Origin of the sequence: Winogradskyella haliclonae (assembly GCF_014635865.1) — a bacterium.
In the GTDB taxonomy this organism is placed as follows: Bacteria; Bacteroidota; Bacteroidia; order Flavobacteriales; family Flavobacteriaceae; genus Winogradskyella; species Winogradskyella haliclonae.
In genome coordinates, this window is the sequence record NZ_BMDQ01000005.1 from 47,169 (window position 1) to 63,776 (window position 16,608).

At 32.0% G+C, this 16,608-nt stretch carries 18 protein-coding genes; 3 read left to right on the plus strand and 15 right to left on the minus strand.

Annotated features, from left to right (window positions below):
- Window positions 1–62: 62 nt before the first annotated feature.
- The 11 genes from coaE to IEV10_RS13755 all read right to left on the minus strand — a co-directional run bounded on the left by coaE (window position 63) and on the right by IEV10_RS13755 (window position 10,085).
- Complete coding sequence (gene coaE / locus IEV10_RS13705; RefSeq protein WP_188375304.1) at window positions 63–668, minus strand: dephospho-CoA kinase; 606 nt, start codon at window positions 666–668, stop codon at window positions 63–65.
- Complete coding sequence (locus tag IEV10_RS13710) at window positions 668–1,636, minus strand: CdaR family protein (protein ID WP_188375305.1); 969 nt, start codon at window positions 1,634–1,636, stop codon at window positions 668–670. Before IEV10_RS13710 ends, coaE begins: the two co-directional genes overlap by 1 nt.
- On the minus strand, window positions 1,633–2,637 hold the full coding sequence (locus IEV10_RS13715) for a glycosyltransferase family 2 protein (protein WP_188375306.1): 1,005 nt from the start codon (window positions 2,635–2,637) through the stop codon (window positions 1,633–1,635). The genes IEV10_RS13710 and IEV10_RS13715 overlap by 4 nt, the downstream gene beginning before the upstream one ends.
- Before the next feature lie 107 nt (window positions 2,638–2,744).
- Window positions 2,745–3,563 (minus strand): enoyl-ACP reductase FabI, encoded by an 819-nt coding sequence (locus tag IEV10_RS13720; RefSeq protein WP_188375307.1) that lies wholly within the window; start codon window positions 3,561–3,563, stop codon window positions 2,745–2,747.
- A gap of 50 nt (window positions 3,564–3,613) precedes the next feature.
- On the minus strand, window positions 3,614–5,266 hold the full coding sequence (gene recN / locus IEV10_RS13725; RefSeq protein ID WP_188375308.1) for a DNA repair protein RecN: 1,653 nt from the start codon (window positions 5,264–5,266) through the stop codon (window positions 3,614–3,616).
- A 71-nt stretch (window positions 5,267–5,337) separates the two neighbouring features.
- Window positions 5,338–6,225: a type IX secretion system protein PorD gene (gene porD, locus IEV10_RS13730; protein WP_188375309.1), complete on the minus strand. Its 888-nt coding sequence runs from the start codon at window positions 6,223–6,225 to the stop codon at window positions 5,338–5,340.
- Window positions 6,218–7,429 (minus strand): bifunctional phosphopantothenoylcysteine decarboxylase/phosphopantothenate--cysteine ligase CoaBC, encoded by a 1,212-nt coding sequence (coaBC, locus tag IEV10_RS13735; protein WP_188375310.1) that lies wholly within the window; start codon window positions 7,427–7,429, stop codon window positions 6,218–6,220. The genes porD and coaBC overlap by 8 nt, the downstream gene beginning before the upstream one ends.
- A gap of 7 nt (window positions 7,430–7,436) precedes the next feature.
- Window positions 7,437–7,766 carry a DNA-directed RNA polymerase subunit omega gene (locus IEV10_RS13740; RefSeq protein ID WP_188375311.1) on the minus strand — a complete coding sequence of 110 codons (330 nt, stop codon included), beginning with the start codon at window positions 7,764–7,766 and terminating at the stop codon, window positions 7,437–7,439.
- A gap of 17 nt (window positions 7,767–7,783) precedes the next feature.
- Window positions 7,784–8,575 carry an outer membrane protein assembly factor BamD gene (locus IEV10_RS13745; RefSeq protein ID WP_188375312.1) on the minus strand — a complete coding sequence of 264 codons (792 nt, stop codon included), beginning with the start codon at window positions 8,573–8,575 and terminating at the stop codon, window positions 7,784–7,786.
- A gap of 107 nt (window positions 8,576–8,682) precedes the next feature.
- On the minus strand, window positions 8,683–9,567 hold the full coding sequence (gene dapA / locus IEV10_RS13750) for a 4-hydroxy-tetrahydrodipicolinate synthase (protein WP_188375313.1): 885 nt from the start codon (window positions 9,565–9,567) through the stop codon (window positions 8,683–8,685).
- Entirely contained in the window at window positions 9,567–10,085 is a 519-nt protein-coding gene (locus IEV10_RS13755; protein ID WP_188375314.1) for a DUF6913 domain-containing protein, read from the minus strand. Before IEV10_RS13755 ends, dapA begins: the two co-directional genes overlap by 1 nt.
- 71 nt (window positions 10,086–10,156) lie before the next feature.
- On the opposite strand from IEV10_RS13755, the gene IEV10_RS13760 reads away from it, so the two are divergent.
- Together IEV10_RS13760 and IEV10_RS13765 are read left to right on the plus strand one after the other, a co-directional pair.
- On the plus strand, window positions 10,157–10,915 hold the full coding sequence (locus IEV10_RS13760) for a 5'-nucleotidase C-terminal domain-containing protein (RefSeq protein ID WP_188375315.1): 759 nt from the start codon (window positions 10,157–10,159) through the stop codon (window positions 10,913–10,915).
- A 5-nt stretch (window positions 10,916–10,920) separates the two neighbouring features.
- Window positions 10,921–11,835: a bifunctional metallophosphatase/5'-nucleotidase gene (locus IEV10_RS13765; RefSeq protein WP_188375316.1), complete on the plus strand. Its 915-nt coding sequence runs from the start codon at window positions 10,921–10,923 to the stop codon at window positions 11,833–11,835.
- A 3-nt stretch (window positions 11,836–11,838) separates the two neighbouring features.
- On the opposite strand, the gene IEV10_RS13770 is transcribed toward IEV10_RS13765, so the two are convergent.
- From IEV10_RS13770 to IEV10_RS13785, 4 genes are all read right to left on the minus strand, one after another.
- Window positions 11,839–12,585, minus strand: coding sequence for a hypothetical protein (locus IEV10_RS13770; RefSeq protein ID WP_188375317.1), 747 nt, complete (start codon window positions 12,583–12,585; stop codon window positions 11,839–11,841).
- Window positions 12,586–12,724: 139 nt separating this feature from the next.
- Complete coding sequence (gene ligA / locus IEV10_RS13775) at window positions 12,725–14,719, minus strand: NAD-dependent DNA ligase LigA (protein ID WP_188375318.1); 1,995 nt, start codon at window positions 14,717–14,719, stop codon at window positions 12,725–12,727.
- A gap of 2 nt (window positions 14,720–14,721) precedes the next feature.
- Window positions 14,722–15,591, minus strand: coding sequence for a peptide chain release factor N(5)-glutamine methyltransferase (gene prmC, locus IEV10_RS13780; RefSeq protein ID WP_308694227.1), 870 nt, complete (start codon window positions 15,589–15,591; stop codon window positions 14,722–14,724).
- Window positions 15,592–15,593: 2 nt separating this feature from the next.
- Complete coding sequence (locus tag IEV10_RS13785) at window positions 15,594–16,085, minus strand: GNAT family N-acetyltransferase (protein ID WP_188375319.1); 492 nt, start codon at window positions 16,083–16,085, stop codon at window positions 15,594–15,596.
- A gap of 66 nt (window positions 16,086–16,151) precedes the next feature.
- Here IEV10_RS13785 and IEV10_RS13790 point away from each other — a divergent pair, with 66 nt between their 5' ends.
- A complete protein-coding gene (locus tag IEV10_RS13790) occupies window positions 16,152–16,607 on the plus strand; it encodes a hypothetical protein (RefSeq protein WP_188375320.1) in 456 nt (151 codons plus the stop codon).
- The last annotated feature ends 1 nt before the right edge of the window (window position 16,608 follow it).

Consider the following 16,608-nt stretch of genomic DNA (forward strand, 5'->3'; position numbering starts at 1 on the left):
CATTTTAACATTTAGCATAAATTGTGTTTAACCTTACATTAACACAAATGTTAAAATTTGACTTATTTGATTGTTGCTAGAAGTTGCTCGTGTATAGTTATAGCTTGAAGTTTTGCTTCTTCTAAACTGTTATTATGGATAACAAAGTCGGAATTTTTAATTTTTTCTTGATCAGAAAGTTGATTGTTAATAATAGCTTTTACAGTATCACGGGATGTATTATCCCTTTTAGTTACCCTTTTTATTCGTTCTTCTTCATCAGCTACTACCGTTATGATGTAATCGTATTGAGCTTGTAAATTATTTTCAAAAATTATAGCGACTTCTTTTAGTATATATGGTGCTTTTTGTTTTCTCACCCATCTCTTGAAGTGAGCACCAACTTTTGGATGCACAATACTATTCATTTGTTTTAAAAGTGCTTTATCCTTAAATATTTGCTGACGTAAAAACGCTCTATTAAGCTTATTTTCTTGGTAAGCCTTTTCTCCAAATAATGCAACAAGTTTCCTCTTAATAACCTTTGAACGGTTCATTAAAGCTTTTGCTTCTTTATCTGCGTGATAAGTAGGTATGCCAAATTTTTCGAAATATTTTGAAATCGTTGTTTTTCCGCTACCTATACCACCAGTAATACCTACAATTATATGTTCTTTTGACTCTTGCATTAATCCGAAATAATGAATTCTATCCTGTTCTGCAAAGTACGAGCACGTTTTACAAAAAGCGGTGTTTTTGTTAATTTTAAATCTAAGTAGCGCTTACTTTCATCTTTAAACTCCTTGAAATCGCATATAACTTCAAAATTTTGGGGCTTTACTATATTATAATTATCTAAATCAACATAGTAAACGACATCAACATTTTTAGGGAAATAATTTATCTTTTTTCCTAATGGCACATTAACCAATTTAACTGGTATATTTAGTTTTCCTTCAGTGAAACGCTTTACTACACCATTAATTTTTATTTTGTCTGGTACTAAGCTAATCTTATTGCCATTATTATTTAACAAAGCAATAGATGCGTCTATATCTTTATTTATATCTGCAAGCACAATCGGTTCAGTAACAATTTCTTTAATAGAATCAATAACTTGCTTAGAGCCTATTACTTTAACTGAATCTTGAGATAATTCTAACTGCCCAACGACATCGTATCCCTCAGCATAAGTTATATCATTATCTAATATTAATGGGACATTTTTTGAAGAAAGGACATCGTAATGAAATTCAACTGTATCTGGCTTGACACTTAATATGTCTGCAGTATTGCCAAATTCTTGTATAAGCCTGTATCTGTTATTACTAACATCCCAAAACAATGATTTGTCTTTTTTAAAAACTTCAGTTTGAGCATCTATATCTAGAGATACTGTACTACTAAACAAATATTTTAAAAGATTAAAACCTTTTGCTTTTACTGTAACTTCTGCAATGTTAGAAGAATCATTTAATATAACTATCTCATCTTCTAAATTAGTAAGCTTTAGATTAAGATAAACTACTTGCGTGTAAGATTCAGAAAATTTTGTAAGCATTAAAAACAAAAATGCTGCGACTAAAAAAAAACCAAATAACTTAATATTTCTCTTTTTTAGGGTACTAAACGTTTTTTTTGAGATTAGCTTTTTCATTTAAAAAACAATTTAGGAAAAATCTTCTCTGGTTTTCCTTTTAATACCTTTAGTTTTATAGTAGAGATTAAAAACCCATAGCCATATCCAAAAAACTGGACACAAACGGCTAATAAAGATTGGAAACCAACCCAAATGTTCTTATTAGATACTGTAGAAAGTATTAAAACCAGTAAAAAATAAAAGCCATATACGTAAATTGGAATGTATATATGTAAAAACAGTAATAGAGTCGATAATAAAATCCCTAATGTAAAAATCGTAGGGAACCAATAAGTGATTTTTTTAGAACTTGGGTGCCACTTATTTAAAATTGGTCTTACCTGCCCAAATTTATTTACCTGCTTGTAAAATTTACGCCATGAGATTCGTCTTTTATGGTAGACATAGGCATTTTTTAATAAGGTTGTTTTATAATTTAAAGCTTTAAGTCTTAAGACTAGATCTGGATCTTCTCCTGGATGAACTTTGCCAAATCCTCCTGTAGCTATAAAAGCTTCTTTAGATAATCCCATATTAAAACTTCTCGGCTGAAAATCCTCTAAAGCCTCGCTCCCTCCACGAATGCCGCCAGTGGTAATAAAAGATGTCATTGCAAAATTTATAGATTTTTGCAAATTGCTAAATGTACTATGCGCTGCATCTGGACCGCCAAAACAATGATAAAATTTATTATTCAAAAAATTATCTGTTTCAATAAGGTAATTTTCTGGAAGTATTACATCTGAGTCAAGTATAATATAATAGTTGCCTTTAGCATATTTCATCCCATAATTACGAGAATCTCCAGGTCCAGAATTCTTCTTAAAAAAATATGAAATATTTAATTTGTCATTATAATCAGAAATAACATGTTCCGAAGTTTGCGTAGATCCATCCTCTACTATTACTATTTCGAAACTAATAGATCCTTTAAGCTTCGAAAAACTCTCTAAAAGTTCTTCGATTTCTTTTGGTCTATTATAGACAGGAATTATAAAAGAATAACGCAATGGTTCCATATCAACAAATGTAAGTATTGTGTATAAAAAAGCCACCTGTTTCAGTGGCTTTTAAATTAAAATAATTTACAAATTGTATCTGCCTTAAAGACACAACAATTGCTCTTCTATTCTTTTTCAACGAAGGCATCCATCACGGCATCACTAACACCCATGTTGCTAAATCCACCATCATTATATAGGTTTTGTAATGTTACACGCTTAGTTAAATCACTAAAGAGTGTTACTGTATAATTAGCACAATCTAAAGCTGTAGCGTTACCAAGAGGAGACATTTTTTCAGCGTAAGAAATAAAGCCATCAAAGCCTTTTACACCTTGACCAGCTGTTGTTGGTGTAGGTGATTGCGAAATGGTATTAACTCTAACTTTTTTATCACGTCCAAAAAAGTATCCAAAACTACGTGCTATACTTTCTAAATACGCTTTATTATCTGCCATATCATTATAATCAGGAAATACACGTTGTGCAGCCATATAGGTTAAAGCGACTATACTTCCCCACTCGTTCATAGCATCTGCTTTGTAAAGTGATGACATCACTTTGTGAAAAGACATAGCAGAAACATCAGTCCCTTTTTGAGTCCAATCATATTTCTGGTCTGTATATGCCCTTCCTTTTCTGACATTAACTGACATGCCAATAGAATGTAATACAAAGTCAATTTTACCACCGAGGATCTCCATAGATTTTTCGACAAGATTTTGCAAATCTTCTTCTGATGTTGCATCTGCAGGAATAATTTGCGAACCTGTTTTTTCTGCCAAGTCATTAATCTGCCCCATACGCATTGCTATAGGCGCATTAGTTAAAACAAACTCTCCGCCTTCTTCATGAACACGTTCTGCAGTTTTCCATGCTATAGAATTAGGGTCTAAAGCCCCAAAAATGATTCCTTTTTTTCCTTTTAATAAATTATAAGACATAATTGTTTATGTTAGTTGTTTGCGGTCTAAATAATAATTCAAATATAGTATTAATTCAATAATTGTTTTGCATGTGCTATAGCAGATTCTGTAATGTGTGCGCCACTCAACATTTGCGCTAATTCTACCACTCGATCATCTTGTGTTAGGCGCTTCATATCTGTATGCGTAGCATTATCTTTTTCTGTTTTATAAACCTTATAATGCCAGTTACCTTTTGAGGCTACTTGAGGTAAATGTGTAATTGAAAACACTTGCATATTTTTACTCATGCTTTTCATTATATCTCCCATTTTATTAGACACTTCCCCAGAAACTCCAGTATCAATTTCATCAAACATAATAGTTGGGAGTTTTACATAATTTGCCAATATAGACTTAATGGCCAACATTATGCGAGATAATTCCCCACCAGATGCTGATTTTTTCAACTCAGTAAACTGGCTGCCTTTGTTTGCCATAAACAAAAACTGCAACTCATCCTTACCATTAATCAAAAATTTATCTGTTTCCGTAAATTCTATATTAAATTTGGCATTAGGCATGCCTAATTGCATCAAAATGCCTTCAAGGTTTGATTTAAATTTTGGGACTACAGCTAATCGATTCTTATGAATCTTAGATGCAATTGTATTGAGTTCTTTTTCTGAAGCTTTAATTTCTGATTTTTTATCTAAAATATCAGTATCTAAATTTTCGGATTTGTTGACTTTAACTTCTAGCTCTTCTTTTAGTTTTATTAATTCTGAAACATCAAATACCGAGTGTTTTTGTATCAGATTATTTATAGATTGTAATTTGTCACTTACCAACTGAAGCTCTTTTGGATCTGTTGATAATTGATCTTGTAGGTTGTCTAATTCTGATACTAAATCATCCATCTCAATAACAACACTCTCTACACGTTCTTCAATAGAATTATATTGTTTTCCGAAGCTTGAAATAGTATTAAGCTTGCGCTTTACTTCTTTTATTCGGTCAATGATACCTATGTCTTCAGATTCTAAAAGAGATTTTGAATAACCTATAGCCTCTTGGATAGTTTCAACATTACTTAACTGTTCGTAAGTAGCTTCTAAATCTTTTAGATCTATCCCTTCAGGTTGTGCTTCAACCAATTCATTTAACAAAAACATATTATAATCGTACTCTTTCTTTGATACACTTAGAGAAGTTTCTAAATCAAGTAATTGTTGCTCTAATATCTTATGCTTTTTTAATTGAACTAAGTAATCTTTGAGTAAATCTGTATTGTTAGCTAAGGCATCTATCACCTTAAACTGAAACGAGTCATTCGTCAACTGAAGTGTTTGGTGCTGTGAATGAATATCTAAAATATAACTGCTTAAATTTGTTAAGCTATCTAAATTTACTGGTGTGTCATTGACAAATGCTCTAGACTTTCCAGAAGGTAATATTTCTCTTCTAATGATAGTTTGCGGGTCGTAATCTAAATCTTCTTGACCAAAAACCGTTTCTAAATCATAATTAGCAATATCAAAAACTGCTTCTATAATACATTTGCTAGAACTGTCTTTAATTTGACTTAAGTCAGCTCTTTTTCCTAGCACAAGTGATAATCCTCCTAATAAAATTGATTTACCTGCACCTGTTTCGCCAGTGATAATAGAAAACCCATTGTTAAAAGAGATTTCTAACTCATCGATTAAAGCATAATTTTTAATACGTAAAGTCGTTAACACAAATGCAAGAATTGATTATATACAAAGCTACACTTTGTATACTATAAAATAAAATAAGGGTATAGAATAATTTAGAATTTAATTTTACTCCATTTAGAACCGTGGATTGGAGCTATCCTATTAAGTACATCTACTAATTTGGTAATATTTACGCTCGGACCACCACCAAAAATACTTGCCACTTCATTAGCTTTAGAGTCGAAAAAAACTCGCATTAAAAAAGAATTTGGTCTGCGAGAATGCATTTTTTGCAAATCTATTAATGACTCTGCTATAGCCGACTTACTACCTCTAACTTCTTTTTGCATTAAATCCAAACCTTCTCTATGATATTTATACATGGAACTTCTAAACTCTTTATACGTTGGAGATAGAATATTATCAATTAACGCAAAACGAGACTGTAAACCATCCTCTAGTTTCCATCCTCTAGAATTTCCTTGCTGAGAATAATTAGCAATTGTTTGCGCTTGTCTGTAATATTCATCACCACCGTTTGGCGTAAATGTATCTGCATCCATACCCAAAATCATATATATATGAAATGTTAATACCGAAATTAAATTAGATTCGAACTGGTTTGGATTAAAAACTAAGTTCTGAAATTCTAAATATTGAAACCCAAACTCTTTATCATTAAATGTATAAACTGGCGTACTGTAAGTAGAGCCATAAATTGGTCTTGAAGTCTGTACTTGTAGCGTTGTAGAGAAAGTGTCATTATTATAGTTTTGTACGTTAATAACCATACTACAATCTATGCGCTCTTGGACTTTAAAATTTTTATTTGTCCATTGCGTATTATTTACAAATTCCGTTAACTGGCGCTCTAAAGTCTTAAAGACTTGATTATTATCATTACCGGTTTGTTGTGCTACAACTGTAACTGTGCAATTAAGCTCTTGAGCCATTGTTACAGCAGAAACAAAAAGAAAAAGTATAAAATAGTATTTACGCATTGACTTGCTTTAAAATTTGATACATTAAATCTTTAGCTACCTCAGCTTTAGATTTAAGTTCGTTTTCTATAACCTCATTAGATTTGGTTATAAATGTAACTTTATTTGTGGATACTCCAAAACCGGCTCCTTTATCTCTAAGAGAATTTAGGACTATTAAATCTAAATTTTTAGACTCTAGTTTTCCTTTTGCGTGTTCTAACTCATTGTTAGTCTCTAGAGCAAAACCTACCAGAAATTGTTGGTCTTTTTGTTGTCCAAGAGATTTAAGAATATCTTTTGTTTTTTCTAATTCAATAGTAAACGTAGAATCAGACTTTTTTATTTTCTTATCTGCTATTTCTTTTGGTCTATAATCCGCAACAGCTGCAGATAAAATAGCAATATCTGCCCCTTTGTAATGCTTATGCACTTCATCATACATCTCTTGCGCACTTACAACTGGGTGCACTTTAACTAAACTATGAGATGTTTTTTGATGTGTCGGACCAGAAACTAAAATTACCTCAGCGCCTAAATTTGCAGCAGCATTAGCAATCTCAAAACCCATTTTTCCACTAGAATGATTCCCAATAAATCTTACAGGGTCTAATGCTTCATATGTTGGTCCTGCAGTAACTATAACTTTTTTGCCTTTGAGAGGAAGTTTATCTAAAATATCAGCTTCAATAAAAGCTACAATATCCTCAGGTTCTGCCATACGCCCTTCACCTACTAAACCGCTTGCTAATTCTCCACTTGTAGCAGGTATTATGATATTACCAAACGAGTTAAGTTTATCAAAAGATATTTTTGTTGATTCATGTTTATACATGTCTAAGTCCATAGCTGGAGCAAAATAGACAGGACATTTTGCTGATAAGTATGTTGCCAGTAATAAATTATCGCAAGTGCCATTTGCCATTTTAGACATTGTATTTGCAGTTGCCGGTGCTATAACAAATAAATCTGCCCATAGTCCCAATTCTACATGGTTATTCCACATGGTATTATCATCATCTTCATTAGTAAAAGATGAATAAACTGGGTTTTTAGAAAGTGTAGAAAGTGTAAGTGGCGTTATAAAATCCTTAGAAGCAGGCGTCATCACTACTTTGATATTGGCACCTGCTTTTATGAATTGTCTTACTAAATGTGCTGTTTTATATGCTGCAATTCCTGCAGTTACACCTAGTAAAATATTTTTGTCTTTAAGAATAGACATTTAATTTTTATTCCTGAGTATCGTCCTCAGTATTTCTGTGGTAAATCTTATCTTCTAACCACTCTTTAACTGCTAATGCATGTGGCTTAGGTAATTTTTCGTAAAATTTAGAAACTTCTATTTGTTCCTTGTTTTCAAATATTTCTTCTAAACTGTCATTGTATGTAGCAAACTCTTCAAGTTTATCAACTAATTCTCTTCTAATATCCGTGTTAATTTGCTCAGCACGTTTAGCTATCACAGAAATAGCTTCATAGATATTGTCTGTAGGAGCATCTATTTCGTTTCTGTTGTAAGTTAAAGTTGTTACCGGTGCGTCTGTCTTTTTTAAATCCATTTTTATAATGATTAACTTTAAATCTCTTCTTTTTTTACATCTTCTAACTCAGCTTTCATTTTACTTGCTTCGTCTAGATATTTTGTCTTAGGGTAAGCTTTTACAAGCATATTATAATCAGCTAGCGCAGTTTTAATACGCTCTAGCTTAAGGTCTTCAATACTTAATATTGCCAAGTTATACTCTGAATTAAACTTGTAATATAAGGCATCTTCTCTTAAAGATGTTCCTGGAAAGTCTAATAAAAAATTATTAAATGACTTTATTGATGCTTTATAATCGTAAATTCTATTGTATTGCTTAGCTATCTCAAATGCTTTTTTCTCAAGCTTAAAATCTAATTCTTTGACTAATTTATTAGCTTCAGGAAGATATTTCGAATCTGGGTAATTATTCACAAAAAGCTGAATTTTTTCTATAGCCTTAACTGTTTCTTCCTTGTCTTTAGAATAAATTGGTGACTCTTCATAATAACTTTTTACAGATAAAAAAGCTGCTTCTTCAGCTTTTTCACTTTTAGGGTATGAGTTAACAAATTGCTCAAATCTATATGAAGATAGGTAATACTGTTCTTCTTCATAAAAACACTTAGCGTGCATGTACATGAGCTTCTCTGCTTGAGGCTTACCTCTATACTTAGGCACAATTTGTTCAAAAAGTCTATTGGCTTTTTTAAACTTCCCAGCTTCATACAGTTCTTCGCCTAGTTTGAATTTTAAAGCAATATCTTCAGATTTCATTGCTTTCTGAAAATCGTTGCAAGAGGTTAAAACCAAAACAGATACTAAAATAAAAAATGCTCTTCTCATAAATTTAAAACAGTGTGCAAAAGTATGCATTAATAACGGATTTTAAAAACAAAAATTTACTCTAAAATACAGGGTTATTTAAGTCTATGATTGACTTTACAAGAAGTTTAACGTTTCCCTAATCGTTTTAGTTCATTTTCAATTGACTTTTTCAAGCTTTCCGAAGCTTCAACTAAAGGTAATCTCACATAAGAATCACTTATATTTAAAGCACTAAGAACAGACTTAATACCTGCTGGATTATTTTCAGAAAAAATAAGATTAGTAATTGTTATCAAATCAAAATGAGTTTTATAGGCTTCTTTTGCATTACCTGCAATACCTTGCCTAATCATTTCTGAAAATTCTTTTGCTAAGGCTTGACCTATTACTGAAATAACTCCAGAGCCTCCTGCTAAAGCTACTGCTAATGCCAAATCATCATCTCCAGAGATGATATGAAAATCTTCTGGCTTATCTCTCAATAATTCTAAGTATTGACCTATATCATTACCTGCTTCTTTAACTGCTATAATATTCTCAAAATCTCGAGCCAAACGCAATGTCGTTTCTGGCAACATATTTTTTGAAGTTCTACCTGGAACATTATATAATATAATTGGTCTAGGTGAAACATTTGAAATTGCCTTAAAATGCTGATAAAGCCCCTCTTGGGTAGGTTTACTGTAATATGGAGATACAGAAAGAATGGCATCTATCTGGGATAAATCTGTAGTGTTTATTTCCTCAATAACAGTCTGGGTATTATTTCCTCCAATACCTAAAACCAAAGGTACGCGACCGTTATTAACTTTAACTATGTGTGCAGTTATTGCAGTTTTTTCTTCTTTGTTTATAGTTGCACTCTCTCCTGTAGTACCACTAATAACCAGATACTCAACACCATTAGAAATATTATGCTCCACTAGTCTACTTAGAGCATCGTAATCGACAGACAAATCTTTTTTAAATGGTGTAATTAAAGCGACACCTGTACCTACAAACTTGGTCATTATATTTTATTTAGTATGGTTAAATATTTTTTTAGTTCTAGTTTAAAAATCTCAAAATCTTTTGGCTTTACCTCAATAATTAAATCATAAAGTCGCTCATCTCTATTAGAAATGCCTACTTTAAAATTTGCCTTAGACATGGCTGCAATTTGCTTTAATTCATTCTCTTCTGCTAAAAAATAACAGATTAAGACATCAAACTTAGTATCTGTGAAATTTTGCAAATCTATATTTTTAAGTTTCCCGTTCCATCCAAAATCTTTTGGTCCATAAACTGCATCCCATTGATTATGATTTTCAGGATTTTGTTTTGAAAACGTATAGAAACTACGTTTTGCAGATACGATTCCCAAGCTATCAATAAAAGCTTCAATGTCTTCGTAATTACAATATTCTGAATCATTTAAAAGCACACCTACAGACTTAATTTTATCTAAGCTAACCTCAACACTACGATTAGATAGCGTTTTGTTAATATATTTTTGATTTGATTTTTCCTTAAATGCTTTTAAAATCATTTATCTTTAACCTTTGTGCAAATTTAACAAAAGTGTATTCACTTTGTTGTTAAGATATCATAAGTTATTAGATGAGAAATAGACTTTTTTTAATGTTTGTAATGGCAGTTTTTATAACAGCCTGCAAACAAGATTATTCACTTGATAAAATCATTGGCAAGAGAAATGCCATTACTGACAGCTTAAAAACTAATGCTAAAATTGAAGCTTACATTAAACCCTATCGTGAAAGCGTCAACAAAGATTTAGACAGTGTAATAGCATTTGCTGCAGACACCTATTCTAAAAATGATGGAGAACTTAATACAGCTATTGGTAACTTTATGGCTGATGCCGTTTTTGAAATGTGCAATCCAGTTTTTGAAAAAAGAACTAAGCAAACTATTGATATGGTTTTACTCAATCATGGTGGCATACGATCAATAATTTCTAAGGGAGACATTACAAGTCGTACAGCCTATGAAGTAATGCCGTTTGATAACTCTGTTGTTGTAACTCCAATGAAGGGGCAACAAATTAAAGATATGCTCTCATTTTTAGCTAGTAAAAAACGTGCACATCCAATTTCTAAATTAAAACTGACACTTTCTCAGGACTACTCTATAAAAGAAGCATTAATTAATGGTAGTGAAATTGATTATGAAAAAATCTATCATGTAGCTACTAATGACTATCTATATAATGGAGGCAGCAGAATGCATTTTTTAAAATCCAAGGACACTGTGTATGATTTAGATTATAAAATAAGAAATTTACTTATAGACTATTTTAAGAAAATAGACACTTTACAACCTAGCATTGACGATAGATTCACTCACCAAAAAGACTAATTCTAATGAACCGTAGAAAATTTATACAACAGACTTCAGCAGCCAGTGCTTTGATAGGTTTAGGCGGACTCACACTTTCTTCGTCTAGTGTTAAGTCAACAAAAAGAATAACCATTTTACACACCAATGATGTGCATAGCCATATTGACCCATTTGGACCAAATGATGGTAGAAATGCCAATAAAGGCGGAGTTGCAAGGCGAGCATCATTGATTGAAGCGGTGAGAAAAGAAAACCCAAATACGTTATTGCTAGATGCTGGTGATATATTTCAAGGCACACCCTATTTTAATTATTACGGCGGCGAATTAGAATTTAAGCTTATGAGTATGCTTAAGTATGATTTAGCAACAATTGGTAATCATGATTTTGATAATGGTATTGAAGGCCTATATAGCCAACTACCAAATGCCAATTTTGATTTTGTATCTGCAAATTATGATTTTAAAAACACTGTTTTAGACACTCACGTAAAACCTTATAAGATCTTTCTTAAAGATGGTATTAAAATAGGGGTTTTTGGCTTAGGTATTGAACTCGAAGGCTTAGTTGGTAAAAAGCTGTATAAGGAAACTGTGTACAACCATCCTATTGAGATTGCTCAAGATATGTCTCGTATTCTTAAAGAAGAACAGCAATGTGATTTGGTAATATGCTTATCGCATTTAGGTTACTACTATAAGAATAACCCAGAGATAGTATCTGATCTACTAATAGCTAGACAAACAAAAGACATTGACTTAATTATAGGTGGTCATACACATACGTTTTTACCAAAACCTACTGTAGAAAAAAATAGTATTGGTAAAAATGTGCTTGTTAATCAAGTTGGCTGTTATGGCCTATATGTAGGTCAAGTAGATTTTTACTTAGAAACTGGAAAAGAAAAGCAAGCAGAAGGCACTACAATTATAGTATAACACTTATACCTCCATTTTAGAATCTAGAAAATTAAAATCTGTTTGCCTTTGATGTTTAAGACTGGATTGCAAATAATAGAATACAAAAGCAAGTACTAAAAATACCGAATATATTGCAGCAAGATGAGTCATATCTGCTACATAATAGTAAGCTAATTGAATCATTTCTGAAAAGAAAATAAACATTGAGCCTATTAAAAACAGCATTGATTTGTTATCGCCTTTATCCATATAACTAATCAAGGCCACAGAGAGCAATGTCATAACTATAATATTGTAAAGAAACTCCGTAATATACTCTGGAGTTTCTAATTTGGTTTGAGCCGTTTCAGTGATAAGAGTTACACAAAAAACACCCAGAACAGCTAATATTATTAATGTTACGGGGAATTGCTTTACTATCGCTTTAAATTTCATAGTTAGCATGCATCTCAAAATCAAAAATACATACGCTAGCATATAAAAGAAATTACCCAAGTAATAATCGTAATTAACCGTTTCTGTAACTAGTAAAATGTAATTAGAGGATAAGGATAAGATTTCAGAAATTGTAAACGCAATCAAAAAATATAAAAAGTATGGCCTTTTTTTAGTTTTTAAATCTATACTTCTCCTATACAAATATGTTAATAGCAAAAGTAATAGTGCACTTGCCCAATCATTGTACAAATCCACTTTTAAAACCTCTAAAATTATAAACGCGACACTTAATATCACAAGAGCAACCTTAAGTAACCTATTGATTATCATACCGTTTTCTTATTAATAGCTTGAGCAAATATATACAAAAAATACTATTAAACGAAAAAAAATGCATTTAAACGATGAAAAATAAATTTTTATAAGAAAAATAGGACGTTAAAAAAGCGTTTAAATCACAAAAGAGAAATTATTTAAGCATATTCAAAAAGTCAGATTCGCTAATTAATGGCACATTCAAGGATTCTGCTTTAGTTCTTTTACTAGGTCCCATTTTATCACCCACGACTAAATAACTGGTCTTAGATGAAATTGAAGACGACACCTTTCCTCCATTATCTTCAATCAGTTTTTTAAGTTCTGTACGGGAAACAGATTCAAAAACACCAGATACCACAAAAGTATTACCTGTTAGTTTATTTGTCTGATTAGCTAATTTCTCGGCAGAAATTTCGAGTTGCAGTCCAAAAGATTTTAAACGTTCAATAATTTTAAGATTTTCTGGTGAAGAAAAGAAATCAACAACACTTTCGGCAATTCGCTCTCCTATTTCATCTACACTTACCAAATCCAATATAGAAGCAACCATTAAATTATCGATTGATTTGTAATGCTTTGCTAGTTTTTTAGCTACAGTTTCTCCAACATATCTTATGCCTAGTGCAAATAAGACGCGTTCGAAAGAAATTTTCTTAGAGACTTCTATGCCATTAATTAAATTCTCAGCACTTTTTTGTGCCATACGCTCTAACGGAAGCACTTGCTCAACAGTTAACTCATATAAATCCGAATAATCATTAATTAATCCACCATTGACCAAAAGTGCAACAGTCTCTCCTCCTAAGCCTTCTATATCCATTGCTTTTCTGGATATATAATGCTGAATACGGCCGATAACTTGTGGTGGACAACCATTATAGTTTGGGCAATAATGCTTAGCTTCTCCTTCATAACGCACCAATTCTGTCTCGCATTCTGGACAAGTTGATATATATATAGTGGGTTCAGCATTTTTAGGTCGGTTAGATAAGTCTACAGCTATAATCTTAGGTATAATCTCTCCTCCTTTTTCTACAAAAACGGTATCACCTTCTCTAATGTCTAATTTTTCAATTTGGTCAGCATTATGTAATGAAGCACGTTTTACAGTAGTTCCAGCCAATTGTACAGGTTCTAAATTAGCCACTGGTGTAATAGCTCCAGTACGACCAACTTGGTATGTAATTTCATTTAATCGTGTAGATACTTGCTCTGCTTTAAACTTATAGGCCATGGCCCAACGTGGCGCTTTTGCTGTAAAACCCAATTCTTCTTGCTGAAATAAACTATTGACTTTAATTACAATACCATCAATCTCATAAGGTAAATTATGTCGTTCATTATCCCAATACGTAACAAATTCTAAAACCTCATCAATAGAGCTCACTAATTTGGCCTCTTTTGGCACTTTAAATCCCCATTCGCGGGCTTTTTCAAGACCTTCAAATTGCGTAGAAATATTAAGATTATTACCTTTAATACTATATAACAAACACTGTAAAGGGCGTTTAGCAACCTCAGCACTGTCTTGTAATTTTAAACTTCCCGAAGCAGTATTTCTAGGGTTTCGATAAGGTTCTTCATCATTTGCAATACGTTCTTCATTCATTTTTAAAAAACCTTCTATTGGCAAAATAATCTCACCTCTTATATCAAACCGTTCAGGATAGTCGCCTTTAAGCTGAAGCGGCACAGTATTTATCGTTTTTACATTAGCTGTAACTTCATCACCCTGCACACCATCTCCACGAGTAACTGCCCTGATAAGCTTACCATTTTCGTAAGTGAGATTCATGGAGGCTCCGTCATACTTTAATTCGCAGGTGTATTGAATATCCCCATCGACTAGCTTTTTTATTCGTGTTTCCCAATCGAGTAAATCTTCTTTTGAATATGAATTATCTAAAGAATACATCCTAAAATCGTGAACAATGGTATTAAAGTTTTTGGTAATTGCACCACCTACACGCTGGCTTGGTGAATTGGCATCAAAAAATTCAGGATACTTTTCTTCTAAAGCTTGAAGCGCTTTCAACTTCATATCAAATTCATAATCCGAAATCGTGGGATTATCGATTATGTAGTAATTGTAATTATGCCGACGCAGTTCTTCTCGAAGCGTTTCTATCTTTTGCTTGATTTCCATTTTTAATTTATCCCTTTAAGCATTCTATCATTACCATTAAGGTCTTTTCTAAGCTCTACATTATCGAAATTTGCATCTATTAAAAGCTGCTTTGTTTCGTTTCCAAGATACTGATTGATTTCAAAATATAGTTGTCCTTTTTGTTTCAAATTATTAACAGCAAAATCTGTAATCGCTTTGTAAAATACTAATGGGTTATCGTCATCAACAAACAAAGCCAAATGTGGCTCATTATCTATTACATTCGATTGAATGTCTACTTTCTCTAAATTCCTGACATATGGTGGATTTGAAACAATAATATCAAATTCTAAATCCTTAAATTCAGAATTCCATGAAGTACTGTCTAAAATATCTGCTTCTAAAAAAGAAATTTTAGTGTTATTTGACTCCGCATTTTCTCTGGCAATTTTTATAGCTTTTTGGCTTACATCAAGAGCGTAAACATTTGCTTCTGAAAATTTTTTAGCCAAACTAATAGCTATACAACCAGAACCAGTACCAACATCTAAAATTTTTAATGGATCATTTCTTTTATATGAAGAAGCTGACTTAATAATCCAATCTACTAATTCTTCGGTTTCTTGACGAGGAATTAAAACATCTTCAGATACTTTGAGCTTTAATCCGTAAAACTCTGTTTCTCCAATAATATATTGAATCGGTTTTTGTTGCTTTAGTGCTTCAAGTGTAGTAAAAAACTGTTCAGTTCTAGGCTTGGCAATTGCAAATTCAGAATCTAATTGCAGTTGAATTCTTGCCACATCCAGATAATGTTCTAAATACAAAAAGAAAAAGCTTTCGACTTCTTCTTTTCCGTAGATATAGTCTAATTCCTTATGGAATATAGTTTTTAAATCGAGAGCCTTCAATATTATAAATCTTTAAGCATCCAAACCGAACACGAATAATGACCTGTATCACCCATTGGTGCTTCAATAGATTCAAAGCCTACTTTTCTATAGAGTTTTCGAGCATCGTCCATATAGGGCATTGTTTCCAAATAGCACTTATCAAAACCAACTTCTTTAGCATAATCCAAACATTTCTTCATCATTTTACTACCAATGCCTTTGCCTCTTGCTTCTGACATAAAATACATTTTTTGAAGCTCACAGATATTACCATCATAATTATCTAATGGCGAAATTCCTGCGCCTCCTAAAATTTCATCACCTTTTACAACGACAAAGTATTTTTTCTTTGGTCCATCATAAGTCTCAAACATACAATCCAAGGCGGCATCTTCATAAGCAGTGCCGACTTTAGGCACACCAAACTCTATTAAGACAGATCGAATTGCTTTTGCAATTTTAGGGTTGTCTTGTGGTGCTATTTCTCGAATAACAATAGTATCTTTACCCATGTTATTTTTTAATTATTCAGTATGAAATTACAAGGCCTGAAGATACATAATAAAAACCTCCTTTTTATGAAAAAATCGATGTTGATTTCAATATTTTTTTCACTACTTCTTAACTGTACTGTTACTGAAAAACCTGAATTCATTGGTATTGAAAATATTAATGTATTAGATTCTAACATCAAAACTATTACACTAAGTGCCGATGCTAATTTTATAAACCCAAATGATGTTGGTGGCACCTTAAAAACGGATAATTTAAAGGTCTATATAAATGATACCGAAGTCGCAAAATTTGAAGCCAAAAGCTTTGATGTGCCCTCAAACAAAAGCTTTATAATTCCGCTTACTGTTGCCATAGCTACTGATAGTATTATTGATAAGAAAAGTATAGGTGGACTATTAGGAAGCCTAATTTCACAACGCTTAAAAGTGCAATATAAAGGCAAAATTGATTATAAGGTTTTAGGCTATTCGTCTTCATATGATGTAGACAAAACTCAAGACCTAAAGATTAAACTCTAAA

What these genes read in the sequence shown, in the direction of transcription:
- coaE (WP_188375304.1), bottom strand. Translation starts at nt 668, where the DNA reads ATGCAAGAGTCAAAAGAACATATAATTGTAGGTATTACTGGTGGTATA.
- IEV10_RS13710 (WP_188375305.1), bottom strand. Translation starts at nt 1,636, where the DNA reads ATGAAAAAGCTAATCTCAAAAAAAACGTTTAGTACCCTAAAAAAGAGA.
- IEV10_RS13715 (WP_188375306.1), bottom strand. Translation starts at nt 2,637, where the DNA reads ATGGAACCATTGCGTTATTCTTTTATAATTCCTGTCTATAATAGACCA.
- IEV10_RS13720 (WP_188375307.1), bottom strand. Translation starts at nt 3,563, where the DNA reads ATGTCTTATAATTTATTAAAAGGAAAAAAAGGAATCATTTTTGGGGCT.
- porD (WP_188375309.1), bottom strand. Translation starts at nt 6,225, where the DNA reads ATGCGTAAATACTATTTTATACTTTTTCTTTTTGTTTCTGCTGTAACA.
- coaBC (WP_188375310.1), bottom strand. Translation starts at nt 7,429, where the DNA reads ATGTCTATTCTTAAAGACAAAAATATTTTACTAGGTGTAACTGCAGGA.
- IEV10_RS13740 (WP_188375311.1), bottom strand. Translation starts at nt 7,766, where the DNA reads ATGGATTTAAAAAAGACAGACGCACCGGTAACAACTTTAACTTACAAC.
- IEV10_RS13745 (WP_188375312.1), bottom strand. Translation starts at nt 8,575, where the DNA reads ATGAGAAGAGCATTTTTTATTTTAGTATCTGTTTTGGTTTTAACCTCT.
- dapA (WP_188375313.1), bottom strand. Translation starts at nt 9,567, where the DNA reads ATGACCAAGTTTGTAGGTACAGGTGTCGCTTTAATTACACCATTTAAA.
- IEV10_RS13755 (WP_188375314.1), bottom strand. Translation starts at nt 10,085, where the DNA reads ATGATTTTAAAAGCATTTAAGGAAAAATCAAATCAAAAATATATTAAC.
- IEV10_RS13760 (WP_188375315.1), top strand. Translation starts at nt 10,157, where the DNA reads ATGAGAAATAGACTTTTTTTAATGTTTGTAATGGCAGTTTTTATAACA.
- IEV10_RS13765 (WP_188375316.1), top strand. Translation starts at nt 10,921, where the DNA reads ATGAACCGTAGAAAATTTATACAACAGACTTCAGCAGCCAGTGCTTTG.
- IEV10_RS13770 (WP_188375317.1), bottom strand. Translation starts at nt 12,585, where the DNA reads ATGATAATCAATAGGTTACTTAAGGTTGCTCTTGTGATATTAAGTGTC.
- ligA (WP_188375318.1), bottom strand. Translation starts at nt 14,719, where the DNA reads ATGGAAATCAAGCAAAAGATAGAAACGCTTCGAGAAGAACTGCGTCGG.
- IEV10_RS13785 (WP_188375319.1), bottom strand. Translation starts at nt 16,085, where the DNA reads ATGGGTAAAGATACTATTGTTATTCGAGAAATAGCACCACAAGACAAC.
- IEV10_RS13790 (WP_188375320.1), top strand. Translation starts at nt 16,152, where the DNA reads ATGAAAAAATCGATGTTGATTTCAATATTTTTTTCACTACTTCTTAAC.